The following is a 24407-nucleotide window of genomic DNA, read 5'->3' as shown; positions in this document are numbered from 1 at the left end:
ATGTGGTCCCTCGACGCGGGCGGGTCCGTCGGCTTGGGGTCGTGGTCCCTCGACGCGGGCGGGTCCGTCGGCTTGGGGTCGTGGTCCCTCGACGCGGGCGGGTCCGTGGGCTTGGTGTCGGGGGCTTTCGGGGGTGGGTCGGTGGGTTTCGGGTCGTGGTCCTTCGGGGTGGAGGGGTGGGTGGGCTTCGGGTCGGCGGGGTGGGCGGGATCGGTGTGCTTGGGCGGGTCGTCGGCGCGGGGGTTGCCGTACTTGTCGTCGCGGCTGCCCGGCGACTCCTTGGGCTCGTCGGCCGTGCCGCCGCCGCCCGTCTTCGACGTGTCGCCCAGCTTCCCGTCGGCGCGCTTCTCCAGGACGGCCAGCCGCGCGTTGACGTCCTTGACCATGTGATCGGCGGAGTCGGCCACCTGGACCGGACGGTGGGTGCTCCGCGCGGACAGCCCGGCACGGCTCAGCACCGCCCTGACCTGGTCCTCGGCCGTGCGCAGCGCCGAGGACGCGTGCTTGACCTCGGTCAGCAGGTCACGGACCAGCTGCGGATCCATGCCGTCGAACTTGCCCATGGGCCACTCCCGGACGTGTCGCCGTTCCGGGACTCACGGTAATCGCGGCCGTGGCGTCGCCGCAGCCGGGATGCAAAGACGGTATACGTCAGTCGTCGGTGGCGACGTAGCCGATGATGCCGCGCAGCTTCTCGACGGGGATCGCGCCGCGGCGCAACATCCGGGGCACCGCCGTGGTGAGGTCGAGGATGGTCGAGGGCGTGTTGTCGGTGGTCTTGCCGCCGTCGAGGTAGACCGCGACCGAGTCGCCGAGCTGCTCCTCGGCCTCCTCCGCCGTCGTCGCCGCGGGGGCGCCGGAGCGGTTGGCGCTGGAGACGGCCATCGGGCCGGTCTCCTTGAGCAGGTCGAGGGCGACCGGGTGGAGCGGCATGCGGACGGCGACCGTGCCCTTGGTGTCGCCCAGGTCCCAGGAAAGGGCCCTGTTGGCCCTGCAGACCAGCGTGAGCGGCCCGGGCCAGAAGGCGTCGATGAGATCCTGCCCGTAGGGCCCGAGGTCGTCCACGAGCGCTGTGGCGGCTCTGACGGTGCCCACGAGCACGGGCGGCGGCATGTCGCGGCCGCGGCCCTTGGCGTCGAGCAGGGCGGTGACGGCCGGCGGCATGAACGCGTCGGCGCCGATGCCGTAGACGGTGTCGGTCGGCAGCACGACCAGCTCGCCGCGGCGCACGGCGGTGGCGGCCTCGATCAGGCCCTCGGCGCGCTGGTCGAGGTCGGAGCAGTCAAAGCGTCTTCCCACGGCGTGCATCCTAGTCCTGGCCGAGTCTGGCCGTGACGAAGCGGTCCCTTCGGGTGAGGTCCTGGCGCAGGCGGACGTCGCGCCAGCCGTTGTCCTCCGGGAAGGTCAGATAGACGGCCCTGCCCTGCTCGTCGGCGTGTTCGACGGCCACCCAGCCGCCGGGACGCAGCAGGCGGCGGGCGGTGCGTTCGACCGCGCGCACCTCGCCGAGGCCGTCGTCGCCGGAGCCGTAGAGGGCCCGGGAGGGGTCGTAGTCGCGGACCTCGGGGTCGCGCGGGATGGCGCCGGGCGGGATGTACGGCGGGTTGGAGATCACCAGGTCGACCTTGCCGTTGAGCTCGGGAAGGGCTTCGGCGAGGTCTTCCGGGTGCAGGTGCGTACGCCCCTGGCCCAGCTCGGAGATGTTGCGCTTGGCCCAGGTGTAGGCCGCGGGGTCGACCTCGACGGCGTGCACCTCGGCGAGCGCGACCTCCTGGGCGATCGACAGCGCGATGGCCCCCGAGCCGGTGCCGAGGTCGACGACGAGGGGCGCCGTCACGTCCATGGCGCGCAGGGTCTCGATCGCCCACCCGGCCATGACCTCGGTCTCCGGCCGCGGCACGAACACGCCGGGGCCGACCGCGAGCTCCAGGTAGCGGAAGTAGGCGTGGCCGGTGATGTGCTGCAGCGGCTCACGCGCCTCGCGCCGGGCGATGCCCTCCCAGAACAGCGCGTCGAAGTCGGAGTCCTTGACCGTGTGGAGCTCGCTCCTGCGCACGCCGTGGACGAACGCCGCGATCTCCTCCGCGTCGGTGCGCGGCGAAGGCACACCTGCCTCGGCGAGCCGGGCGGTGGCCAGAGCGATCTCGTCCAGCAGAAATGTCATGAGTGTTGTGCGAGCTTCTCCGCCATCTCGGCGTCGATGAGTGCCTGGGTGACGGCGTTGAGCTCGCCGTCGAGAACCTGGTCGAGGTTATACGCCTTGAAGCCTACGCGGTGGTCGGAAATCCGGTTCTCGGGAAAGTTGTACGTGCGGATGCGCTCGGAACGGTCGACCGTGCGGACCTGCGACTTGCGCTCGGCCTGCGCCGCGGCGTCGGCCTGCTCCTGGGCCACGGCCAGCAGGCGGGCACGCAGGATGCGCATCGCCGACTCCTTGTTCTGGAGCTGGCTCTTCTCGTTCTGGCAGGAGACGACCACGCCCGTGGGCAGGTGGGTGATGCGCACGGCCGAGTCGGTCGTGTTGACGCTCTGGCCACCGGGACCACTGGAGCGGTAGACGTCGATGCGCAGGTCGTTGGGGTCGATCTGGACGTCGACCTCCTCCGCCTCCGGGTAGACCAGCACGCCCGCGGCGCTGGTGTGGATGCGGCCCTGGGACTCGGTGACGGGCACCCGCTGCACGCGGTGGACGCCGCCCTCGAACTTGAGCCTGGACCACACGCCCTCGTCGCCCTTGGCCTTGATGCCGACCGTGACGTCTTTGTAGCCGCCGAGGTCGGAGGGCTGGGTGTCGATGATCTCGGTCTTCCAGCCGAGGCGCTCGGCGTAACGCAGGTACATCCGCAGCAGGTCGCCGGCGAACAGCGCGGACTCCTCGCCGCCCTCGCCCGCCTTGATCTCCATGATGATGTCTTTGTCATCGTTGGGGTCGCGCGGGATGAGCAGGTGCTTGAGCTTCTCCTCAAGCTGCGGGATGCGCTCCTCGATCTCGGCCGCCTCGGCCGCGAACCCCTCGTCCTCGCCGGCCAGTTCCTTGGCCGCCGTGAGGTCCTCGCGGGCCATGTCGAGCTCCCGGTAGGTGCTGACGATCGGGGTGAGCTGGCTGTAGCGCCGGCCGAGTGTGCGGGCCTTGTTCTGGTCGGCGTGCACGGCGGGGTCGGCAAGCTGCAGCTCCAGCTCGGAATACTCCTTGAGCAACTCGTCGAGGTTCACCGTGGGTCCTTCAGTGGTTTGAATGCCGTTTCACCAACAACGCCGACCCGGCGCACGTGGTGCGGCCGGGTCGGCGTCGGTGAAGCTACTTGCCCGTGGCCTTCTTGCCGAAGCGCTTCTCGAAGCGAGCCACCCGGCCGCCGGTGTCGAGGATCTTCTGCTTGCCCGTGTAGAACGGGTGGCAGGCCGAGCACACGTCGGCGTGGATGACGCCGTTCTTGGCGGTGCTGCGGGTCGTGAACGTGTTGCCGCAGGAGCAGGAGACCTGCGTCACGTGGTAATCGGGGTGGATGTCGGGCTTCATGGCTGTCCTTTCGGGCTGCGGCCGCCGGGTCGCCTTCACGCATGGCGTGAACCGGAACCGCAAAATGGTCAGCTACCAGTGTGCCAGATCGTGCAACCTGCCCAGGCCATGGGGCATTCCCGCGATCTTCATGACGCGGCCGCACGCGCCACACTAGGCTCCCTCGCACAAACCATCACTTTTCCCACAAATGGGACTTAGCCAAAGGATCATCCAACTGATGAAGAGAAGGGTGCGGCTGCTCCTCGCGGCCGCCACGGGGGCCGCCGTTCTCCTCGGAGGCGCCGGTCTCTCGGCCACCGGCGCGTCGGCCTCGGCGTACGCGCTGGCGGACGACTTCACGGGCGACGCGTCGGCGAGCGCGTACGTCCCGCTGGAGAAGGACGTCGACGCCACCGTCACGCTCAAGCTCAAGAACCCGGACACCGTCACCGGCGTGACCGGGTCCATCGAGCCGCCCGGCAAGTCGGCCAAGACGGTGTCGTTCGACTTCACGCCGAGCACCTCCACCTCCACCTCCACCCCGACCGCCACCCCGTCGCCGGCTCCCGACAAGACGATCACCGGCAAGTGGACGATCACCAAGGACGACCCGGCGGGCGACTGGAAGCTCACCGTCAACGTCGCCCGCGCGGGCGGGGGAAGCAGCCCGAGCACCTTCACCGTCAAGGTCTCCGGCAAGCAGGGCATCTCCGGCGCGAACGTCACCCCCGACCCCGTCCAGCTCGTCAAGAGCAGGGACACCAAGGTCACGGTCGAGGCGACGGTGAAGGACGCGGGCACGGTCTCGGCCAAGCTCGTCAGCGACACCACCAGCGAGTACTACGACCTCGGTGAGCTGGCCAAGGAGTCGGACAGCTACTACCGCGGCGTCACGTACTTCACCGACGACACCACCGAGGGCGCCTGGACGCTGGAGGTGTACGCCACCCGCAGCGGCCAGACGCTCAAGGGCGAGGCGTCCTTCTCGGTCGTCGCCCCCACCGGCGGCGCGTCCAAGAAGGCCAAGACCAGGGTGACGATCTCGGCCCCGAACAAGGTCGCCAAGGGCCGCGCGTTCAAGGTCTACGGCAAGGTCTACCGCGGCGCCAAGGCGTACAAGAACAAGATCGTCGAGGTGTACTTCAAGGCCAAGGGCACCAAGACGTACAAGTTCATGGGGTACGCCAAGGCCACCTCGACCGGCAAGTACAGCAAGACCTTCAAGGGCAAGAAGGACGGCTACTTCCAGGTCAAGGTGCCCGGCACGAGCAAGACGCGCACCTCCCTGTCGCCGCAGGAGTTCGTGGACGTGAGGTAGCGGGTACGGCCCGCATCCCCAACCCCGGGTGCAGGCCGTATCAGCGACCCAGATACGTCAGGACGGCGAGAACCCGCCGATGGTCCTCGGGCGCGGGCCCGAGGGCCAGCTTGGCGAAGATGCCGGACACGTGTTTCTCCACCGCCCCTTCGGTGACGACCAGCCTGGAGGCGATCGCGGTGTTGGAGCGGCCCTCGGCCATCAGGGCCAGGACCTCGCGCTCCCGGGGGGAGAGCAGGTCGAGCGGCGCGCCCCTGCGCCTGCGGCTGAGCAGTTGCACGACGACCTCCGGATCGATCACCGTGCCGCCCGCCGCCACCTCGCGCACCGCCTCCATGAACTCGGCCACGTCGGCCACCCGCTCCTTCAGCAGGTAGCCGACGGCCTTGCCGATCAGCTCGCCCGCGTAGCGCTCCTCGACGTACTGGGACAGGACCAGGATCGGGAAGTCGGGCCTGGCCTCGCGGACCCTCAGCGCCGCCTTCAGCCCCTCGTCGGTGTGGGTGGGCGGCATGCGCACGTCGACGATCGCCAGGTCAGGCTCGTGTTCCTGGACGGCGGCCACCAGCGCGGGCCCGTCGGAGACCGCCGCGACGGTCTCGAAACCGCCGTCGGCGAGCAACCGCGCCAGCCCCTCGCGCAACAGTACGGAATCCTCGGCGATGACCACGCGCATGTGCACATGACTACCATTCGCAGGGCAGCTCCGCACGCACGATCGTCGGCCCCCCGACGGGGCTGTGCAGCACGAGCACGCCGTCGATGGTCGCCGCCCGGTCGGCCAGGCCCGACAGCCCGCCGTCCGGCGTGACGACGGCGCCGCCGATGCCGTTGTCCCACACGTCCACGACCACGCCGCGGTCGCCTCCGAACACCGCCACCGACGCCTCCGTCGCGCCCGAGTGCTTGGCGAGGTTGGTCAGGGCCTCGGCGACGATGAAGTACGCGATGCTCTCCACCGCGGCGGGCGGCCGTTCGGCCAGTTCGACGGAGACGTCCACGTGCACCGGGGCCCGCGCGGCCAGCCCCGACAGCGCCGCGTCGAGCCCGCGGTCGGTGAGGATGGCCGGGTGGATGCCGCGGGCCAGGTCGCGCAGCTCGGCGATGGCCGCCTTGGTGCCCGCGTGGGCCTGGACGATCAGCGCCCTGGCCTCCTCCGGCTCGGTGTCGAACTTGGCCTGCGCCCGTCCGAGGTCCACCGCCACCGACAGCAGCCGCTGCTGCGCGCCGTCGTGCAGGTCGCGCTCGATCCTGCGGCGTTCGGCCTCGGCGGCGTCGATCCCCCTGGCCCGGCTGGCCCGCAGCCGCTCCTCCTCGCTGCCGCCGAGCAGCACCGTGGCCAGGGTGCCGTGCAGCCAGGCCATGCCCCGTACGAGATAGGCCGTCACGACGAGCAGCACCACGCCGGCCGCGCCCGCGACCAGCACGCCCGCCCAGTCGTCGATGATCAGGCCGGTGCGCCCGTCGCTCAGGACGTACAGGACGCGGGCCAGGGGCGCGAGGAGCAGCACCGCCGTCGCCGTCCACAGCGCCAGCGACAACGCGGACTCCACCAGGCCCAGCGGGAGGAGCATGAGGAGGTAGCCGAGGTCCTGCCAGGTGGCCTTGTCGCCCAGCAGCCAGGTGAGGTGCGAAAGCAGCCCGCCCTCGGGCCTGCTCCGGTACGGGTCGGCGATCCGCACCCCGAACGCCGCCCCCATCAGCCGCCGCTCCAGCATCGCCCCGCCGCGCCACATCAGCACGGTCGCCATCGTCAGCGGCAGCCCCACCCAGACGATCACCAGCGGCACCGCCACCGTCGTCGCCAGGGTCACCACGACGAACCAGACCATCCCGAACAACGCGCTGACCAGCAGGTACGGAGCCGCCCGCCAGGTCATCGGGTCGACCAGCACCCCTAACGGCCCCTTCGGCCCGAACCGCACCCTGTCCTTCAGCCTCACCGATCGCATGCCCCCAGCCTGCCCGGCGCCGCGGACGGGGTGAATGGAGCAGACGTCCGATCCGCAGGTGGGGTTAACCCCACCCTCGGCGCCTCGGCACGCGAAAGGGGCGGCGGGAGAACCTCCCCGCCGCCCCTTCAGGCACGTGGCCGCTAGTCGCGGTCGTTGCTCACCGTGGTCTTCTGCACCTGCAGAAGGAACTCGGCGTTGGACTTGGTCTCCTTCATCTTCTCCAGGAGAAGCTCCAGAGCCTGCTGCATGTCCAGGGCGTGCAGCACCCGGCGGAGCTTCCAGACGATCTGCAGCTCCTCCTTGGCCATGAGGATCTCTTCCTTACGCGTGCCGGACGCGTCGACGTCGACCGCGGGGAAGATGCGCTTGTCGGCCAGGGAGCGGTTGAGCTTGAGCTCCATGTTGCCGGTGCCCTTGAACTCCTCGAAGATGACCTCGTCCATCTTGGACCCGGTCTCGACCAGGGCCGTGGCGAGGATCGTCAGCGAGCCGCCGTTCTCGATGTTGCGCGCGGCGCCGAAGAAGCGCTTCGGCGGGTAGAGCGCCGTGGAGTCGACACCACCCGACAGGATACGACCGGAGGCCGGGGCCGCCAGGTTGTAGGCGCGGCCGAGTCGCGTGATCGAGTCGAGCAGGACGACCACGTCGTGGCCCAGCTCCACCAGGCGCTTGGCGCGCTCGATGGCCAGCTCGGCGACCGTGGTGTGGTCCTCGGCCGGACGGTCGAAGGTCGAGTGGATGACCTCGCCCTTGACCGACCGCTGCATGTCGGTGACCTCTTCGGGACGCTCGTCCACGAGCACGACCATCAGGTGGCACTCGGGGTTGTTGCGGGTGATCGCGTTGGCGATCGCCTGCAGCACCATCGTCTTGCCGGCCTTCGGCGGCGAGACGATCAGACCACGCTGGCCCTTGCCGATCGGCGAGACCAGGTCGATGATCCGCGTGGTGAGGATGTTGTGCTCGGTCTCCAGGCGCAGGCGCTCCTGCGGGTAGAGCGGCGTCAGCTTGTTGAAGTCGGGCCGGTTGCGGGCCTGCTCCGGGTCCATGCCGTTGACGGTGTCGAGGCGGACCAGGGCGTTGAACTTCTCGCGGCGCTCGCCGTCGCGCGGCTGGCGCACCGCGCCGGTGATGACGTCGCCCTTGCGCAGGCCGTTGCGGCGGATCTGGGCCAGCGAGACGTAGACGTCGTTGCTGCCCGGCAGGTAACCGCTGGTCCTGACGAACGCGTAGTTGTCGAGGATGTCGAGGATGCCGGCGATCGGGATGAGCACGTCGTCGTCGCCGATGACGGGCTCGGTGCTGTCGAAGCGGTCACGGCCACGGCCGCGGTTGCGCTCCCTGAAGCGGCCCCTGCGGCCACGCCCGCGGTCGTCGTCGTCGCCGCCGCGCTGGTCGCCGCCGCGCTGGTCGCCGCCACGCTGGTCACCGCGCTGGTCGCCACGCTGGTCACTGCGCTGCTCGCCGCGCTGGTCACCGCGCTGGTCACCGCGCTGGTCACCGCGCTGGTCGCCCCTGCCGCCGGCGTCCGTGGCGCGCTGGTCGCCGCGGCTGCTCTCGGCACGGCCGCCCTCACCGCGGTCGGCACGGTCGCCACGCTCGCCGCGGTCGCTGCGCTCACCGCGCTCGCCACGGTCGCTGCGCTCGCCACGCTCACGGCGCTCGCCGCGGCTGCGCCGCTCGCGACGGCTCTCGCGCTCGCCCCGCGTGTCGGCCTGACCGGCGTCCACGACCTGGGCCTGCTGCTCGACGGCCGGCTCGGCCGGCGCGGCCACGGGCTCGGGGGCCGCGGCCACCGGCTCGGCGGCCTGCGGTGCGGCCTCGTCGGCGGGCTTGGTGCGGGAACGTTCCCTGCGCGTACGGGTGGGCCGCTCGGCCACGGGAGGCGCGGCCTCCGTCAGGACGGGCGCCGCCTCAACCGCGGCTGCCGCCGGAGCGCCGTCTCCGGAGGCGCCACCCTGCTTCTCCTGGATGGCCGCGATGAGCTGGCTCTTCCGCATGCGCCCGGTGCCGCTGATGCCCAGCTCAGCGGCCATCTTCTGCAGCTCGGGCAGCACCTTGGCGGACAGGCCGGTGCCGGAGCGACGCGCACGAGGCTTGGCCGCGGCGCGGGTGGGGGTGTCGCCGGACGCGGGCTGAGAGCCTGGTGCGTCGGAGAGGAGTTCGGTGGTGTCGCTCAACTAAAAGGTCCTTCCCAGGGGTCGGGCGCCGGTTTTGTTCTGCCGGGCGTCCCGGAGGTGCTTGCGACCCGGCGGGACAGACCGGGTCGGGGTGCACGTTGCGATCTTCGGCTGTCGCGGACGGCCGCCACTCTTGGGGAGGGGTTCGTCCAGGCCGCCACAGGACCGTGGCGCGTGGCTGACACCCCCCAGATTGCTGTCGCCAACCAGATGTCGATGTGCGTCGAACGCGCAGGTCCCCGTCGTCGCCGCCTCACGTTGGGCCAACCGGGTGTGGGCCAACCGGAGGCAACGGATTCCGGGGAGACAGCCGCGCTGCTCACGCCTCGCGACGTGAAGCATGATGCAGCGATGTATGGCTGACAAGCACGCACCCACCAAGGGGGCATCTGGTGCGGCTATCAGCCTAACATCACCAGCGCACACGGCTATTCCCTGAAGGTCTAAAGAGGCATCAGCGTGTCTCGGGGAACTGAACGTTCGCACCAACCGGGTCGACGTCCATTTGCTGGATGTGCCAGTCATTACCCACTTCTGGCGCGATCAAATCCTGCGTATCCGGTGACGAAAACGCAAGAACCGTGGGACCCGCCCCCGAAACGACCGCGGGCACGCCGACTGCACGCAGACGTTCTACCAGACGCGCGCTCTCCGGCATGGCAGGCGCGCGATAGGGCTGGTGGAGACGGTCTTCGGTGGCGGCGAGCAGCAGCTCTGGTTCCGGCCGCGAGGTCAGCGCGGCGATCAGCAACGCGGCCCTGCCGGCGTTGAAGGAGGCGTCCTTGTGGGGCACGTCCTTCGGCAACAACCCCCGAGCGGTCTCCGTGGCCAGCCGCGTCGTGGGAACGACGACGACCGGACGGACCCTCTCGTCGGGGGCCAGCTTCACCATACGCGCTGCTCCCGCGTGGTCGGTCCAGGCCACCGTCAGGCCCCCGGCCAGGCACGGAGCGACGTTGTCGGGGTGGCCCTCCATCTCGGTGGCCAGCGCGAAGACCTCGTCGTCGGACAGGCCGCCGTCGCTCAGCGCGCGGGCGGCCAGGATGCCGGCGCAGACGGCGGCCGAGGACGAGCCCAGGCCGCGGGCGTGCGGGATGCGGTTGACGCAGCGCAGGGCGATGCCCGCCGGCTGCGGCGCCCCCATGCGGGCGTACGCCGCGCGCATCGCCCGGACGACGAGGTGTCCCTCGCCGAGGTCGACCTCGCCCGCGCCTTCGCCCTCCACGCTCACGCGCACGCCGGGCTCGGCGGTGAGCGTGGCCTCCACGTCGTCGTAGAGGGTGAGCGCCAGGCCGAGCGCGTCGAAGCCCGGCCCCAGGTTGGCCGACGTGGCCGGCACGCGGATTCGCACCGTCGTCATCGATTCACGGTTCTCTCGTCGTTCGCTCACTCCCCGTGCGCCTCTCAGGCGAGGTTGAGCGCCGCGGCGGCGGCGTGCACGTCGATGGGGATGACCACCGGGGCGGGCGCGCCCGAGATGGCCCAGTCGGGGTCCTTCAGTCCGTTGCCGGTGACGGTGCAGACGATGCGCTGCCCGGCCTCCACGAGCCCCTGCGCGTGTGCCTGGAGCAGCCCCGCGACGCTCGCCGCCGAGGCCAGCTCCACGAACACGCCCTCCTCCTGGGCCAGCAGCTTGTACGCCGCCGCGATCTGCCGGTCGGTCACCGCCTGGATGACGCCGCCGGACTCGTCGCGGGCCGCGGTGGCCAGGTTCCAGGACGCCGGGTTGCCGATGCGGATGGCGGTGGCGATCGTGTGGGGGTGGGTCACCGGGGCGCCCTCGACGATCGGCGCGGCGCCGCTGGCCTGGAAGCCGAACATGCGCGGACGCTTCGTCGAGACGCCGTCGTCGGCGTACTCCTGGTAGCCCATCCAGTAGGCCGAGATGTTGCCCGCGTTGCCCACCGGGATGCAGTGGATGTCGGGGGCGTCGCCGAGCGTGTCGACGATCTCGAACGCCGCCGTCTTCTGACCCTGCAGCCGGAACGGGTTGACCGAGTTGACCAGCGCGATCGGGTAGCTGGAGGACAGCTTGCGGGTCATCTCCAGGCAGTCGTCGAACGACCCCTCGACCTGGAGCAGCGTGGCCCCGTGGACCAGCGCCTGCGCCAGCTTGCCCATCGCGATCTTGCCCTTCGGCACCAGCACGGCGCAGGTCAGCCCCGCGCGTACGGCGTAGGCCGCCGCGGAGGCCGAGGTGTTGCCGGTGGAGGCGCAGATGACCGCCTTGGCGCCCTCTTCGACCGCCTTGCTGATGGCCATGGTCATGCCGCGGTCCTTGAAGCTGCCGGTCGGGTTCGCCCCCTCGACCTTGAGATAGACCTCGCATCCCGTCAGCGCCGACACGCGGTGCGCCGGGACGAGCGGGGTGCCGCCTTCGAGGAGCGTGACGACGGGCGTCTTCGTGGTGACCGGAAGACGCTCTCGGTACTCCTCGATGAGGCCACGCCACGACCTGCCCATGATGACTCCCTACCTGCGGTGTTGGCCACCGAGTGTACGGGGTGCGCGGCGCGGGCGCGGAGCCGAGTCCACTGAGTGGACAGGTCGTTGGACAGCGCCACTATTCAGGAAATTCTCAGCATCTCCCGATAAGGTCTCGGCAGGGGGTCACCATGAACGCGCGTCCTGCTTTGAGGCAGAACGACTATTCACCAGTAGTGCCGCCGGAGCTCGGGGCCTGGTCGCCGGGGTTGTCCGTGAGCGTGGTGATACCGGCGCACGGCGGGCAGGACAAACTCGACCTGACGCTGGCCGCGCTGGCCGCGCAGACGTACCCGGACCATCTCATGGAGGTCCTGGTCGTCGACGACGGAAGCGCGCCGCCCGTCCGGCTGCCGGAGATCCGGCCGGTCAACACCAGGATCGTCCCGGTACGCGACGGCTGGGGCATCTCCAACGCGGTCAACACCGGCGCCAAGGCCGCCGACGGGGAGATCATCCAGCGGCTCGACGCCGACATGGTCGCCTGCCGCGAGCACATCGAGGCCCTGGCCCGCTGGCACCACGTGACCGACTACCTGGTCACGATCGGGATGAAGAAGTTCGTCGAGGCGCCGCCGGTCACCGCGCGGCAGGTCTTCCGCGCCGAGCGCCTGGACGAGGTGTTCGACCTGGCCGGGGCCGTGTCGAGCTCGACCGAGGCGACGATCGAGAAGACCGACGGGCTGCGCAGCAGCCGCAACCCGTACCACGTGTGCACCGGGCCGACCTTCGCCCTGCCCCGCGAGGTCTTCGACGCCGTGGGCGGGCTCGACCCGACCGTGGTGCGCGGCGAGGACACCGAGTTCTCCTACCGGCTGGCCATGCACGGCGTGGTGTTCGTGCCCGACCGGGCCGCCCAGGCGGTGCACCTCGGGCTGCCGGCGCAGCACCGCGACCGGGAGCGGGCCGTGCGGGCGGTGGAGCCGTACCTGGCGCACCGGATCCCGCTCCGCCGGGACCTGCGCAAGGACCGGGGGCGGCGGTGGCTGGTGCCGTACGTGGAGATCGTGCTGGACGTCACCGACACCTCCGAGTCGGTGGTGCGGCGGGCGGTGACGGCGGCCCTGGACGGCAAGCTCCAGGACGTCGTGCTGACGCTGGTGGGCCCGTGGTCGCGGCTCGACGACGGGCGGCGCGCGGTGTTGTCGGACCCGTGCTTCGAGCTGCGGCTCATGCGCGACCTGTGCGCGCACGACGAACGCATCCGGCTCATCGACGAGGCCGCCCCGACGCCCGCGCCCACGCCGTTCCGCTACCGGGGGCCGGTGGACGTGCCGCTGCACCGGGCGACGCTGGAGCGCATGGTCGAGTCGGTGCAGAAGGACCTGACCGGGGTGCTCGTCGTCGATCTGCCCGACGGGCGCACGGCCCGGCTCGAACGCACCTCGGCGCTGGGCCGGGCGCTGCTGCTCGCCGGTCCAGGCGCCGATCTCGACGAGGTCATCGACACCACGCACGGCGTGCGTCACGAGCCGCCGGACCGCTACTGGCCCGCGCCGCCGCAGCCGGAGCCGGTCACCATCCCCGCGACGGTCGCGGTCCCGGCCGAGTCCGCCGAGAACACCCTGTTCAGGCGGCTGAAGTCGGCCCTGCGCCCGAACTGACCGCCGCCCGCGGGACGCGGCCGGCCGCGCAGGCGGCCCAGCGCTCGTCTCATCGCAGGCGGCGGCCCAGTGCTCGTTTCATCGTGGCCGACAGCAGGGTGCGCAGGCTCTGCTGGGCGCGGTTCGCGGCGGCGAGCTGGCGGCGCAGGGTGCTCACGTCGCGCCGCAGCTCGACGGCCGTCCTGCGCCACCGGGTGGCCTCGTCCCGCCACTTGGTCACCTGGGCGCGCAGGCGGTCGGCCTCCGCCGCCAGCCGCTCGGCCTCGGCCCGGGCCTCCAGCCGCGCCCGGTACGCCCCGCGCCGCCCGATCAGCGGCGCCGCCTCCGTGGTGAACCCGTAGGTCTCGCCCTCGACCCAGGACACGCCGGACACGGCGTCCACCACGTCGTCGAGGTCGCCGGGCTCACCGGGCTCGCCGCCGGCCACCATGCGGGCCCTGGCGAAGGCCGAGCGGCGTTCCAGGCGGGCCGCCACGACACCCTGCGAGGACTCCCGCAGCAGCACGGCCACCAGGCCGAGGCCCTCGTCGCGGGCCAGGTCGAGCAGCCGGGCGAGGGTGTCCTCGCCCGGGATCCAGCCGGGCGGCAGGCGCAGCACGAACGGCGTGGCCGGGTCCAGCTCCTCGGAGGTGGCCAGGCGCACCCGCCCTTCGTGCAGGTAGTGGCCGTGGACCAGGGCCAGGTCGAGGCCGGGGTCCTTGAGCGGGGAGCGGCGCTCGCGGCCCACCTCGTCCCAGGGGCCGAGCAGGAGCACCGACAGGTCGGGAACGGTCCCGGCGAGCAGGGCGTCCACGGTCGCGCGCACGCTGTCGTAGCCGGCCGTGCCGTCCACGACGGCGGTGACGTACGGGATCTTCCACTGGCGGGACGGATGGGAGCGCAACCACCGGTACGCCGGGATGCGGTCGGCCACGAACGCGTGGCTCACCCGGTCGATGGACTCCTTGTCGCGCATGCGCATGGTCGGGCCGAGATGGTAGGCGCGGGCGCGCGGCTCGGGCACGAACACCGCGCCCGCCTGGCTCAGCCGGTAGCCCATCTCGGTGTCCTGGCCGAGGATCAGCTCGTCGTCCATGGGGCCGGCGGCCTCGATCAGGCGGGCCCCGACCGAGGTCGCGCCGCCGACGTGCAGGCTGAAGGGACGCTGGGGGTTGGCGGTGAGGCCGTCGGTGCGCTCGACGAGGTCGACGATCCAGGCGTGCGGCTCGGCCGGCTCGAAGTGCTCCTCCAGGTCGGCGGGGAGCTCGGCGGGCAGCTCCGCGTCGGTGAACCTGATGTAGCCGGTCACCACCAGGTAGGGGGCCGTGTGGTGCCAGCGCATGTGGGCCTCGATCGCGCCCGGGGTGAGGACGACGTCGGAGTCGAGCCAGTGGATCACGTCGCCGGTGGCCTCGGCCAGCCCGGCGTTGCGGGCGTTCGCGCGGCCGGGCTGGTCGCAGACGATCAGACGGGCGCCCTCGGGACGGACGTCGGGCAGCCGCAGGGGCGGCACGCTGCCGTTGTCCACGACGATGACCTCGGTGAGCGCGGCCGGGTAGGTCTGGCGGGCGAGACCGGCCAGCACCAGGTCCAGCTTCTCCTGGCCGCCGTAGGCCGGGATGATCACGCTGACCGTGAGCGACGGGGTGAGATCCTCGGCGGGTTGCAGCACGCGGTAGTCGTTGCCGCGCACCGGCGGCTTCTGGCCGTTGTTCATGCGGTTTCCATCAGCAGGCTCGGCCGGAAGCCGTGCCATTGGTTCGTGGCGATTCTGACGAAATGGGCCAGGGGCAGCTGCCAGGTGTGCTCCTCGGTGAACCCCCTGCGCAGGACGTAGCCGAGGCCGTGCGTGCGATAGACGCGCGCGCCGATCTTTTGCGCCGCTTTCACGAACTCCAGATCGACCGCACGCGGAAGAGCGGGAAATCCTCCAATTTCCCGAAATTTCGCGCTTTGGAGCAAAATGGTGCCTCCGGCTACGTGATCCGCCCAAACCTCGCTAGGGTACGCCGCTCCGCTCGCGAACGTCGTCCGCCGGATCGTGGCGCGCAACGGCTCCAGGTAGAAGAACTCGGCCGTCGTGCCCACCACGTCGGCCCCCGCGTACGAGCGGGCCATGAGGAGGTCGGACAGGTGGCCGGGGCCGTACCAGTCGTCGTCGTCCCATTTGGCGAGGTAGTCGCCCGAGGCCAGGGCGGCGGCCCGGTTCAGCACCTCGCCGAACGGCACCGTCCTGGCCGCCTCGACCCACCTGACGGGCAGCGAGCACGCCTCGACGGCCGCGCGCACCTGCTCGAAGGCCACCCCGTGCAGCCCGAGCAGGACCTCGGCCTCGACGCCCCGCTGCCGCTCCATCTGCGCCAGCGCCGGGCCGACCAGGGCGGGCCGCTTGGTCGACATGACGATGCTGACCGTCGCGCGGGCGGGCCGGTGGACCAGGCGCCGCAGCCGTACGCTGTGCTCCTCCCGCCGCAGGTCGGCCAGGCAGCGCGCGGTGCCGTCGGCGGGCGCGGCGAGCCAGTCGCGGTCGGTGAGCAGCGTGGCCAGGTCGCCCGGCACCCACGCGGGGGCGTCCTGGGCGGTCAGCGGGATCCCGGCGCCGGCCAGCTCCGTCAGGCCGTCGAGCGGCACCGGCGCGGCGGGCCAGTCGATCTCCAGTCCGCGCCGGGAGCGCAGCGCGGGCACGTCGGGCGGCCCGCCGTCCACCTGCCAGCCGTCCGACCAGTGCAGCCGGGCGAACCCCTTGCCCGGCGTACGCGTGAAGCCGCAGGGGGTGACGGACATGGACGATGCTCCTCGACCGGACGGGACTGGATCGGCGCCTACCTTACGCCCGTTTTTACACGTCAGTAGACAGACAGGCAGCTTTCGGGTGGCGGACGGCATGAGCCCCGAGGCCGGGTTCCCAGTTTTCCTCCAGGAACATATGGCACGGTAGTGGTCAGGGTTTATTAGGGTGGCAATAATCCCGCCCATCCTCCTATGCCCGACTAGTCGTGACTATGAAAGGTTTGCGCGGATGCTCTCGCCCCGCCGACTGGCAGCGGCCGCCGCACTTCTCGCAGTCGTCGCCGCCGGGGTGCTCGCCCTGCTCGTCCTGGCCGGCCTGCTCACCCTCGGCGCGGCGGCGGCCGTCGCCGCGTTCGCGGTCACGCTGGCCGCCCTCGCCCTGCTGCTGCTCACCGTCCGCCGCGTGGACGGCAAGGCGCACCGGATCGACCTGCGCATGAAGAAGCACGAGGCCGAGCTCGCCCGTGCGACGACCGCGGTCAAGAACCTCGAATCCCGGCTGGAACTGCTGGTCCAGGCGGTCGAGGAGTCGGCCGCGCGGCGGGCCGACGACATCGGGGCGATCCTCGCCTCGCTCGGCGAGGACCGCGTGAACGCCATGACCAGGGCCCGGGAGGTCGAGGAGCTGCGCGAGGAGGTTCGCGCGCTGGCCAAGGGCCTGGCATGATCCGCGTCCGGCACAACGACTACGGGGTGCTGCGCCCGCCCGCGATCGGGGACTGGACGCCCGAGCTGCGCGTGTCCGTGGTCATCCCGGCCTACGACTGCCAGGAGGCGCTGGAGCGCACGGCGTCCGCGCTGGCCGCGCAGACCTACCCGGCCGAACTCGTCGAGATCGTGGTCGCCGACGACGGCAGCACGCCGCCGGTCGAGCTGCCGGGGGCCCGCGTCGTACGGGTGACCGACGGCTGGGGACGCGGCGCGGCCCGGCAGACCGGGCAGCTGGCCGCCACCGGCGAGGTGATCCACTGGCTGGACTCCGACATGATCCTGGCCCCCGACCACCTTGAGGCGCACATGCGCTGGCACCACCTGCTCGACCACGTGGTGGTGATCGGCGACATCCGGTTCGTGACGGCCCCCGGCGAGGAGGGCACGCGACCGGAGTACACGCGCAAGACGCTGGAGTCGACCCGGATGCTGAAGGACGCGGGGACGAGCGCGTACCTGCTGCACACGGGGGCCTCCACGTCGGTGCGCGCCGAGCTGCTGCGCGCGGCGGGCGGCGTGGACGCCTCGCTCAACATGGCCGAGGACACCGAGCTGGGCTACCGGCTGGCCCAGGCGGGGGCGGTGTTCGTGCCCGATCCGCAGGCCAGGGCGTGGCACGTCGGGCCGTCCACGGTGATGCTGCGGGAGAAGGAGGTCCATCGGCACAACTGGTCCTACCTGGGCGATCTGGTGCCGGATCTGCGCTGGCTGCGCGGCCATCCCCGGCGCCACTGGCAGGTGCCGTACGTGCGGGTCGTGGTGAGCGCCACCACGTACGAGGAGACCCGGGCGAGCGTGGACGCGGCGCTGGCGGGCACGCTGCCCGACGCCGCCGTCACCGTCGTCGGCCCCTGGGGCCGGCTGACCGGCGAACGCCGGTCCAGCCTCGACGACCCGCTGCTGGACCTGCGGCTGCTGCACAACCTGTACGCCCACGAGCCGCGCGTCACGTTCGCGGAAAGCGAACCGGTCACCGCCGCCCCCACCCCGTTCCTGCTGCGGCTGCCCGCCGGATGGGTCCTCGGGGCCGACACCCTCGCCCGGCTGGTGCGACTGGCCGACGAGGACCTGCTCGGCCTGCTCTGCGTCGCGCTGGCCGAGGACGCGGACGGGGTCGTGGCCGCCCGGCTGGAGCGCACGGCCGCCTTCGCCCGCGCCGCGCGCTTCGACGGCCCCGCCGACGACCTGGTGGACGAGCTGTTCGGCGTCCTGTGGGTCGAGGGCGGCGAGCACGGCTTCGGCGCCGCCGCCGACCCACCGCCGCTGGGCGGCGACCCGGCCAAGTGGCGCGCCCTGGCGGCCCGGCGGCTGGCGGAGACCAAGGAGCTGCGCGCCCAGGTCGACCGGCTCTCCGCCGAGGTCGAGCGCCTGTCCCGCGCGCAGGAGCAGGAGGACCCCGCTCCCGGGCCGCTGAGCTCCCTGATCCGGCACCTGCGGAGCGCCGGATGAGCGCCGAGCGGCGGACGGTCACCGCGTTGCTGGCTGAGCTGCCGGACGCCCGGGTGTTCCTGGCCGGCATCGAGAGCCCCACCTTCCCGGCCGACGGCGAAGGCGGCGAGGGCGGCGAGGGCCGCGCCGGGCTGCCCGCCGGCGCCGTGGACCTGGACCGGGACCTGCTGGAGCCGCCCGCCGAGCCGGAGACGGCCGACCACGTCCTCGTGCTCGCCAGGACGCCCGCCGACCTGCGCAGGGTGGCGACCCTGCACAAGCTGCTCCCGCTGGCCGGACGGGTGGTGGTGTGCGTGCTCGACGCCCCCGCCTCGCACCCGGCCCCCGTGCCCACGCCGACCCCCGCGCACCGCTGGCGGTCGCTGACGGACCTGCGGGTCTACCAGCCCAGGAGCCGGGTGTGGGTGGTGGACGCCCGCTTCTCGGCCGCGACGCCCGCCGGCCGCACCGTGACCGCCACCGCCCGCGCCTTCGCCGGTCACCGCCTGGACGTGATCGCCGCGCCCGCCGCCGGCATCGCCGGGATCGGCTCGGCCGACTGGCGTCCCGGCGACCCGAACGCCACGCCCGCCGAGGTGAGCGGCCCGGTCCCCGAACGCGTCGGCGCCCCCGGCAGCGACGTCGTGCTCCGCACGCTGGGCGACGTCGCCCTCCGCGGCCTGGCCGGCGACGCCCTGCGCCCGCCGGGCGACGGCCGCGCCCCGGACGCGTCCCCGGCCCTGACGCCGGACGGTTCCGCCGAGCCGGGCGGGATCGGCTGGGCCGGTGACCAGGCGCCCGTCGAGCGGCCCACGATCGTCGCCGCGAGCTGGGAGAGCATCGGGCGTCCCGGCGGGGCGGGGTCGCCGCTGGCCGACCCCGACGTGCTCGGCGAGCCGTCGATGGTCCCGCCCGTGGACGAGCGGCTGGTGAACCCCCAGGGGTTCGTGACCACGCCGTCCCGGGGCATGGCCGCGCTGGCCGAGCGCGACGGCCGCTGGTCGGTGCTGCTCGACGGCAAGGTCGTCACGACGTTCGCCGAGTCGGGCGGGGTGACCGACGCCGACGTGGCCAGGCTCCGGCAGATCCGCGGCGTCGAGGTGAGCTGGCAACATCCGCACAGCGGCCCGCTGGCGGCCGTGCGGGTGCTGGCCGGTCTGGCCGCCGCCGGGGTGCCGCTGGTCACCGGAGCCGTGCCGCGCTGGGCGGGCGCTCTCGGGGACGAGCTGGTCGCGCTGCTGCCCGCCGCCCCCGACCTGTCCGACGAGCTGCGGCGCGAGGAGCACAGCATCCGGCTGCGCCGGGCCGCCCTGCGCACCCATGGCGTGGCGGCGCGGTGGGAGCAGCTCGGCGCGCCCGCCCCCGCTCCCCCGCTCACCTCCGTCCTGCTGGCCACCCGGCGCGCCGACATGGTGCCGTTCGCGCTGCGGCAGATCGCCCGCCAGCGCGACGCCCAGCTCGAAGTGGTGCTCGCGCTGCACGGCGTCCCGCGGGAGCACCCGGACGTCGCCGCCGCCCTGGCCGACTTCGGCGGCCCGCTGACCGTGTACGAGGCCGACCCCGCGGCCGTCTTCGGCGAGGTGCTGAACGAGGCCGCCGCCCGGGCCTCCGGCTCGTTCCTGCTCAAGATGGACGACGACGACTGGTACGGCCCCGACTTCCTGGCCGATCTGCTGCTCGCCCACGCCTACTCGGGGGCGCAGGTGGTCGGCACGGTGCCCGAGTTCGTCTATCTGGCCTCGATCGACGTCACCGTGCACCGCAGCCAGGTCACCGAGCAGATCACCAGCTTCGTGGCGGGCGGCACGATCCTGGTGGAGCGTTCGGCGTTCCAGGCCGTGGGCGGTTTCCGGCCGCTGCGCCGCTCGGTGGACACCCAGTTCCAGGAGGCCCTCCAGGCGGCGGGCGGCCAGATCTACCGCACCCACGGCCTGGGCTACATCCTGCGCCGCGGCCCGGCCTCCGCCCACACCTGGCAGGAGCCCATCGGCACGTTCCTGCGCCGCAACCGGCGCCAGTGGCGCGGGTTCCGCCCGAACGCCCTGATGGAGCTGGAGGGGAGCAGCCGCCCATGACCGTCCCGCGCATCCGTGGCAACGACTTCGGCGTCCTCGACCCGCCCGAGCTGGGGGCCTGGGAGCCGGAGCTCGCCGTCACGGTCGTCATCCCGGCGCACGACCGCCAGGAGACCCTGGACCTGACGCTCGCCGCCCTGTCCGCGCAGAGCTACCCGGCGCACCTGCTCGACGTGGTCGTGGTGGACGACGGCAGCGCCACCCCCATCCGCCTGCCCGCCCTCGCCCCGGGCGGCACCAAGCTGATCTCCAGCCCGCCGGGCGGCTGGGGGCGCGCCTGGGCCGTGCAGGCGGGCCTGGACGCCGCCGCCGGCGACGTCGTCCTCGTGCTGGACGCCGACATGGTCCCGCACCGGCGGCACGTCGAGGCCCAGCTCCGGTGGCACCACCTGGCCCCGTACGTGGTGGTGCTGGGCTGGATCGACTTCACCTCGGCCGCCGAGCCGCCCACGCCGGAGCAGGTCGTCCAGGCCCTGCACGCGGGCGCCGAGGACGGCCTGTTCCCGCTGTCGCCGCACCGGCACGACTGGGCCGAGCAGCTCATCCACGACCACGACGGCCTGCGTACGGCGTCCGGCGCGACGGCCGCCCGCGTGCACGTGGGGGCCACGGCGTCGTACCCGGCGGCGCTGCTGCGCTCGATCGGCGGCCTGGACACCTCGCTGGTGCTGGCCGAGGACACCGAGCTGGGGTACCGGCTCGTCCAGGCGGGGGCGGTGTTCGTCCCGGACCCGCAGGCGCGGGCGTGGCACGTCGGCCTGCCGACCGCGATGCGCGACGTCGCCGCGTTGAAGCGGTACAACGACCCCTACGTGGCCGACCGGGTTCCCTACCGGCGGTATCTGCGGACGGACCCGGGGCGGCAGTGGCTGGTGCCGTACGTGGAGGCGGTGGTGCCGGCGGACGGCTACGAGGACACCCGCGCCACCGCGGACGCCCTGCTCGCCTCCTCCATCCCCGACGTGCGCCTCACCCTCACCGGCCCCTGGCCCGCGCTGCCCACCGGACGCCGCTCGCCCCTGCGCGACCCCGACCTGGACCTGCGCCTGCTCAAGGCCACCTTCGAGCACGACCCGCGGGTCCGCCTGGCCTCCGAACCACCCACCGGCACAACGGCCCCCTTCCGGCTGACCGTGCCGCCCGGCTGGACCCTCTCCCCGGACACGCTCGAACGCCTGATCGCCCACCTGGACGAGCACGACCTCGGCAGCCTGTGCCTGGCCCTGGACGAGACCCCGCAGGGCGTGGTCGCCGCCCGCCTCGACCGGACGGCCGCCCTGTCCAGAGCCGCCCTGGTCGCCGCCCCCGGCGACCACCCGGACGACCTGATCGACGCCCTGTACGGCCTGGAATGGGCGGACGGCGCGTCGTGGGGCCTGCGCCGCCGCCCCGACGTCTACCCGCCGCGCCGGCCGCCGGTCGCGGAGCTCGCCCTGCTCACCGCCCGCCACGAGAAGGAGCTGACCCTCCACCGCAAGCGCGTCGCCGCCCTGCGCGCCGAGATCGCCCAGCTGCGCCGGGAGGCCGCCAAGAACGGCAGGGACGCCTCCCGCTGGCGGGAGAAGGCCGAGAGCTGGCGGCGCGAGGCGGTGCGGCTGGCCCGCGAGCAGGACCGCACGGTCCTGAAACGGGCCGTGCGCCGCGTCCGCGACCTGGCCTTCCCCGCCCACTGACCGGGCGGGGCGGCGGGCGTCAGTCGTCGCCCTCCACGCGCATCACGCCGGCGACCGCGCGGACGATGTCGAGCTCGCGCAGCCCCTCCATGGTCGCCGTGAGGGCCGCGTCGGTGGCGCGGTGGCTGACGATGACGAGCTGGGCGTCGTCGCCGTGCCCCTCCTGGCGGACGGTCTGGATGGACACGTCGTGCTTGGCGAACAGGTCGGCCACCCGCGCCAGCACGCCGGGCTTGTCGGCCACGTCGAGCGCCACGTGGCAGCGCGTGACCGTGTCGCCCATCGGGTGGACGGCCAGGTCGGCGTAGGTGGACTCCTCGGGCCCGTGGGTGCCGGCCAGCCGGTTGCGGCCGACGGCCACGAGGTCGCCGAGCACGGCCGAGGCCGTCGGCGCGCCGCCGGCGCCCTTGCCGTAGAACATGAGCTGCCCGGCCGACTCGGCCTCCACGAACACCGCGTTGTACGCCTCGCGCACCCCCGCCAGCGGGTGGGTGCGCGGGATCATCGCCGGGTGCACCCGCACGCCGAACGAGCGGCCGTCGTCGGAGCGCTGGCAGATGGCCAGCAGCTTGATGACGTAGCCCATGGCCTTGGCGGAGGCGACGTCGGTGGCGGTGATCTCGGTGATGCCCTCGCGGTGCACCTTGTCGGCGGTGACCCGGCTGTGGAAGGCCAGGCCGGCCAGGATCGCGGCCTTGGCGGCGGCGTCGAAGCCCTCGACGTCGGCCGTCGGGTCGGCCTCGGCGTAGCCGAGCGTCTGGGCCTCCTCCAGGGCGTCGGTGAAGGACGCGCCCGAGGTGTCCATCTTGTCGAGGATGTAGTTGGTGGTGCCGTTGACGATGCCGAGCACGCGCTTGACGTGGTCGCCGGCCAGCGACTCGCGCAGCGGGCGCAGCAGCGGGATGGCCCCGGCGACGCTGGCCTCGAAGTAGAGGTCGCCGCCGCCCCGGCGGGCCGCCTCGTGCAGGGACGAGCCGTCCTCGGCGAGCAGGGCCTTGTTGGCGGTGACGACCGACTTGCCGCGTTCGAGGGCGGCCACCATGAGCGTGCGGGCCGGTTCGATGCCGCCGATCACCTCGACGACGATGTCGATGTCGTCGCGGGTGACCAGGGACTCGGCGTCGGTGGTCAGCAGCGCCGGGTCGACCTCGATGTCGCGCTTGCGCCCGAGCCTGCGCACGGCCACGCCGGCCAGCTCCAGCGGTGCGCCGATGCGCGCGGCCAGGTCGTCGGCCTGCTCGTGCAGGAGCCTGATGACCTGCGAGCCGACGACGCCGCAGCCCAGCAGAGCCACTTTCAGCGGTTTCACAGCTGCCCCCTCAACAGGTCGTCCTCGGTCTCGCCCGCCACGATCACCCGGGCCGTGCCGTCGGCGACGGCGACCACGGCGGGCCTGGGCAGGTAGTTGTAGTTGCTGGCCAGCGAACGGCAGTAGGCGCCGGTCGCGGCCACGGCGACCAGGTCGCCGGGCGCCAGGTCGGCGGGCAGGTGGAAGTCGCGCACGAGGATGTCGCCGCTCTCGCAGTGCTTGCCGACCAGGCGGCTGAGCATGGGCGCGGCGTCGCTGGCGCGGCTGGCGAGGGTGGCGGTGTACTCCGCGCCGTAGAGGGCGGTGCGCACGTTGTCGCTCATGCCGCCGTCGACGCTGACGTACGTGCGCAGCCCCTCGACGTCCTTGACCGTGCCGACCTCGTAGAGGGTGATGCCGCCCGGACCCACGATGGTGCGGCCCGGCTCGACGGTCAGGCGCGGCACCGGCAGGCCGGCGTCGGCGCAGACCTTGGTGACGATCTCGCGCAGGCCGTCGGCCAGCTCCTTGATGTCGGGGGCCTCGTCGCCCTCGACGTAGGCGATGCCGTAGCCGCCGCCGAGGTCGAGCTCCGGCAGGACGACGCCGTGCTCGTCCTTGATCTGCACCAGCAGCGTGGCCAGCCGTCGCGCGGCCACCTCGAACCCGGCGGTGTCGACGATCTGGGAGCCGATGTGGGAGTGGAGGCCGACCAGGTCGAGCTGCGGCAGCGCGAGGATGCGGCGCACGGCCTCGGCGGCGGCGCCGGTGTTGAGCGACAGGCCGAACTTCTGGTCGTCGTGGGCCGTGGCGATGAACTCGTGGGTGTGGGCCTCGACCCCGGTGGTCACCCGGATCATCACCTTGGGCCGCTTGCCGAGCTGCTCGGCGAGGTAGCCGAGGCGGGCGATCTCCTCGTAGGAGTCGACCACGATGTGCCCGACGCCGCACTCCAGGGCGCGGGTCAGCTCGGCCGTGGACTTGTTGTTGCCGTGGAGGGTGATGCGCTCGGGCGGGAAGCCGACGCTGAGCGCCACCGCCAGCTCGCCGCCGCTGGCGACGTCGAGGCCGAGGCCCTCGTCGGCCAGCCAGCGCACGATCTCCTTGCACAGGAACGCCTTGCCCGCGTAGTGGACCTCGGAGCCCTGGAAGGCCGTGGCGTAGTCGCGCATGCGTGAGCGTACGTCGGCCTCGTCGAGGACGTAGAGCGGCGTGCCGAACTCGCGGGCCAGGTCGCGCACGTCGACGCCGCCGACCGTGAGCGTGCCGTCGGTCCGGGTCGACGTTCGGGGCCAGATCGCGGGGTCGATCCGGTTGAGGTCGGCGGGCGCCATCGGGGGGCGCTCGTGGGGCAGCATCTCGGCGTGCCGGTCCCCGGCTGGATGGACGAAGCTCACCCGATCGAGGCTATCGGAACCGCCGC

19 protein-coding genes and 1 pseudogene are annotated in these 24407 nt (G+C 72.5%); 6 read left to right on the top strand and 14 right to left on the bottom strand.

Annotated features, from left to right (window positions below):
- The 5 genes and pseudogenes from ACWEJ6_RS19370 to rpmE all read right to left on the bottom strand — a co-directional run.
- Positions 1 to 563, bottom strand: a pseudogene (locus ACWEJ6_RS19370) (hypothetical protein); the annotation flags it as partial.
- 88 nt (positions 564 to 651) lie between these two features.
- Positions 652 to 1308: an L-threonylcarbamoyladenylate synthase gene (locus ACWEJ6_RS19365; RefSeq protein WP_357971048.1), complete on the bottom strand. Its 657-nt coding sequence runs from the start codon at positions 1306 to 1308 to the stop codon at positions 652 to 654.
- Position 1309: 1 nt separating this feature from the next.
- Positions 1310 to 2164 carry a peptide chain release factor N(5)-glutamine methyltransferase gene (gene prmC, locus ACWEJ6_RS19360; RefSeq protein WP_352320399.1) on the bottom strand — a complete coding sequence of 285 codons (855 nt, stop codon included), beginning with the start codon at positions 2162 to 2164 and terminating at the stop codon, positions 1310 to 1312.
- Positions 2161 to 3213, bottom strand: a complete 1053-nt coding sequence (gene prfA / locus ACWEJ6_RS19355) for a peptide chain release factor 1 (RefSeq protein ID WP_452425104.1) — start codon at positions 3211 to 3213, stop codon at positions 2161 to 2163. The genes prmC and prfA overlap by 4 nt, the downstream gene beginning before the upstream one ends.
- An 85-nt stretch (positions 3214 to 3298) precedes the next feature.
- Positions 3299 to 3517, bottom strand: a complete 219-nt coding sequence (rpmE, locus tag ACWEJ6_RS19350; protein ID WP_352320396.1) for a 50S ribosomal protein L31 — start codon at positions 3515 to 3517, stop codon at positions 3299 to 3301.
- Positions 3518 to 3737: 220 nt separating this feature from the next.
- On the opposite strand from rpmE, the gene ACWEJ6_RS19345 reads away from it, so the two are divergent.
- Entirely contained in the window at positions 3738 to 4817 is a 1080-nt protein-coding gene (locus tag ACWEJ6_RS19345) for a hypothetical protein (protein WP_452425102.1), read from the top strand.
- Positions 4818 to 4857: 40 nt separating this feature from the next.
- Here ACWEJ6_RS19345 and ACWEJ6_RS19340 read toward each other — a convergent pair whose 3' ends face one another.
- The 5 genes from ACWEJ6_RS19340 to thrC form a co-directional block, all read right to left on the bottom strand.
- Positions 4858 to 5493, bottom strand: coding sequence for a response regulator transcription factor (locus ACWEJ6_RS19340; RefSeq protein ID WP_358283423.1), 636 nt, complete (start codon positions 5491 to 5493; stop codon positions 4858 to 4860).
- Between the two features lie 10 nt (positions 5494 to 5503).
- Entirely contained in the window at positions 5504 to 6769 is a 1266-nt protein-coding gene (locus ACWEJ6_RS19335; RefSeq protein WP_449921914.1) for a sensor histidine kinase, read from the bottom strand.
- 143 nt (positions 6770 to 6912) lie between these two features.
- Positions 6913 to 8952: a transcription termination factor Rho gene (rho, locus tag ACWEJ6_RS19330; RefSeq protein WP_452425099.1), complete on the bottom strand. Its 2040-nt coding sequence runs from the start codon at positions 8950 to 8952 to the stop codon at positions 6913 to 6915.
- A gap of 454 nt (positions 8953 to 9406) precedes the next feature.
- Positions 9407 to 10312, bottom strand: coding sequence for a homoserine kinase (gene thrB, locus ACWEJ6_RS19325; protein WP_452425097.1), 906 nt, complete (start codon positions 10310 to 10312; stop codon positions 9407 to 9409).
- 44 nt (positions 10313 to 10356) lie between these two features.
- The gene (gene thrC / locus ACWEJ6_RS19320; protein ID WP_364324843.1) at positions 10357 to 11415 is read right to left on the bottom strand and encodes a threonine synthase; all 1059 of its coding nucleotides are present in this window, start codon (positions 11413 to 11415) and stop codon (positions 10357 to 10359) included.
- Positions 11416 to 11651: 236 nt separating this feature from the next.
- On the opposite strand from thrC, the gene ACWEJ6_RS19315 reads away from it, so the two are divergent.
- The gene (locus ACWEJ6_RS19315; protein WP_452425094.1) at positions 11652 to 13040 is read left to right on the top strand and encodes a glycosyltransferase; all 1389 of its coding nucleotides are present in this window, start codon (positions 11652 to 11654) and stop codon (positions 13038 to 13040) included.
- 49 nt (positions 13041 to 13089) lie between these two features.
- Here the strand turns inward: ACWEJ6_RS19315 and ACWEJ6_RS19310 are convergent, their stop codons facing one another.
- Both ACWEJ6_RS19310 and ACWEJ6_RS19305 read right to left on the bottom strand, forming a co-directional pair.
- Entirely contained in the window at positions 13090 to 14736 is a 1647-nt protein-coding gene (locus ACWEJ6_RS19310; RefSeq protein ID WP_452425092.1) for a glycosyltransferase, read from the bottom strand.
- Positions 14733 to 15803 (bottom strand): glycosyltransferase family 2 protein, encoded by a 1071-nt coding sequence (locus tag ACWEJ6_RS19305; protein WP_452425090.1) that lies wholly within the window; start codon positions 15801 to 15803, stop codon positions 14733 to 14735. The genes ACWEJ6_RS19310 and ACWEJ6_RS19305 overlap by 4 nt, the downstream gene beginning before the upstream one ends.
- A gap of 235 nt (positions 15804 to 16038) precedes the next feature.
- Here ACWEJ6_RS19305 and ACWEJ6_RS19300 point away from each other — a divergent pair, with 235 nt between their 5' ends.
- Genes ACWEJ6_RS19300 through ACWEJ6_RS19285 form a run of 4 tightly spaced genes read left to right on the top strand, consistent with a single transcriptional unit; the run spans position 16039 to position 21696 of the window.
- Entirely contained in the window at positions 16039 to 16476 is a 438-nt protein-coding gene (locus tag ACWEJ6_RS19300; protein ID WP_364324855.1) for a hypothetical protein, read from the top strand.
- On the top strand, positions 16473 to 17969 hold the full coding sequence (locus ACWEJ6_RS19295) for a glycosyltransferase (protein ID WP_452425087.1): 1497 nt from the start codon (positions 16473 to 16475) through the stop codon (positions 17967 to 17969). The genes ACWEJ6_RS19300 and ACWEJ6_RS19295 overlap by 4 nt, the downstream gene beginning before the upstream one ends.
- Positions 17966 to 20023: a glycosyltransferase gene (locus ACWEJ6_RS19290; RefSeq protein ID WP_452425085.1), complete on the top strand. Its 2058-nt coding sequence runs from the start codon at positions 17966 to 17968 to the stop codon at positions 20021 to 20023. Before ACWEJ6_RS19295 ends, ACWEJ6_RS19290 begins: the two co-directional genes overlap by 4 nt.
- Entirely contained in the window at positions 20020 to 21696 is a 1677-nt protein-coding gene (locus ACWEJ6_RS19285; RefSeq protein ID WP_452425083.1) for a glycosyltransferase, read from the top strand. The genes ACWEJ6_RS19290 and ACWEJ6_RS19285 overlap by 4 nt, the downstream gene beginning before the upstream one ends.
- A 19-nt stretch (positions 21697 to 21715) precedes the next feature.
- On the opposite strand, the gene ACWEJ6_RS19280 is transcribed toward ACWEJ6_RS19285, so the two are convergent.
- Both ACWEJ6_RS19280 and lysA read right to left on the bottom strand, forming a co-directional pair.
- Entirely contained in the window at positions 21716 to 23005 is a 1290-nt protein-coding gene (locus ACWEJ6_RS19280) for a homoserine dehydrogenase (protein WP_364324867.1), read from the bottom strand.
- The gene (lysA, locus tag ACWEJ6_RS19275; protein WP_452425211.1) at positions 23002 to 24342 is read right to left on the bottom strand and encodes a diaminopimelate decarboxylase; all 1341 of its coding nucleotides are present in this window, start codon (positions 24340 to 24342) and stop codon (positions 23002 to 23004) included. The genes ACWEJ6_RS19280 and lysA overlap by 4 nt, the downstream gene beginning before the upstream one ends.
- Positions 24343 to 24407: the final 65 nt, after the last annotated feature.

This window comes from Nonomuraea sp. NPDC004702 (genome assembly GCF_053601695.1).
The sequence above is the reverse complement of the archived record's forward strand: the minus strand, read 5'-3'. Positions and strand labels throughout refer to the sequence as shown.

Coding starts and splice junctions, on each gene's coding strand:
- ACWEJ6_RS19365 (WP_357971048.1), bottom strand. CDS start 1,308: ATGCACGCCGTGGGAAGACGCTTTGACTGCTCCGACCTCGACCAGCGC.
- prmC (WP_352320399.1), bottom strand. CDS start 2,164: ATGACATTTCTGCTGGACGAGATCGCTCTGGCCACCGCCCGGCTCGCC.
- rpmE (WP_352320396.1), bottom strand. CDS start 3,517: ATGAAGCCCGACATCCACCCCGATTACCACGTGACGCAGGTCTCCTGC.
- ACWEJ6_RS19345 (WP_452425102.1), top strand. CDS start 3,738: ATGAAGAGAAGGGTGCGGCTGCTCCTCGCGGCCGCCACGGGGGCCGCC.
- ACWEJ6_RS19340 (WP_358283423.1), bottom strand. CDS start 5,493: ATGCGCGTGGTCATCGCCGAGGATTCCGTACTGTTGCGCGAGGGGCTG.
- ACWEJ6_RS19335 (WP_449921914.1), bottom strand. CDS start 6,769: ATGCGATCGGTGAGGCTGAAGGACAGGGTGCGGTTCGGGCCGAAGGGG.
- thrB (WP_452425097.1), bottom strand. CDS start 10,312: ATGACGACGGTGCGAATCCGCGTGCCGGCCACGTCGGCCAACCTGGGG.
- thrC (WP_364324843.1), bottom strand. CDS start 11,415: ATGGGCAGGTCGTGGCGTGGCCTCATCGAGGAGTACCGAGAGCGTCTT.
- ACWEJ6_RS19310 (WP_452425092.1), bottom strand. CDS start 14,736: ATGAACAACGGCCAGAAGCCGCCGGTGCGCGGCAACGACTACCGCGTG.
- ACWEJ6_RS19305 (WP_452425090.1), bottom strand. CDS start 15,803: ATGTCCGTCACCCCCTGCGGCTTCACGCGTACGCCGGGCAAGGGGTTC.
- ACWEJ6_RS19300 (WP_364324855.1), top strand. CDS start 16,039: ATGCTCTCGCCCCGCCGACTGGCAGCGGCCGCCGCACTTCTCGCAGTC.
- ACWEJ6_RS19295 (WP_452425087.1), top strand. CDS start 16,473: ATGATCCGCGTCCGGCACAACGACTACGGGGTGCTGCGCCCGCCCGCG.
- ACWEJ6_RS19290 (WP_452425085.1), top strand. CDS start 17,966: ATGAGCGCCGAGCGGCGGACGGTCACCGCGTTGCTGGCTGAGCTGCCG.
- ACWEJ6_RS19285 (WP_452425083.1), top strand. CDS start 20,020: ATGACCGTCCCGCGCATCCGTGGCAACGACTTCGGCGTCCTCGACCCG.
- lysA (WP_452425211.1), bottom strand. CDS start 24,342: ATGCTGCCCCACGAGCGCCCCCCGATGGCGCCCGCCGACCTCAACCGG.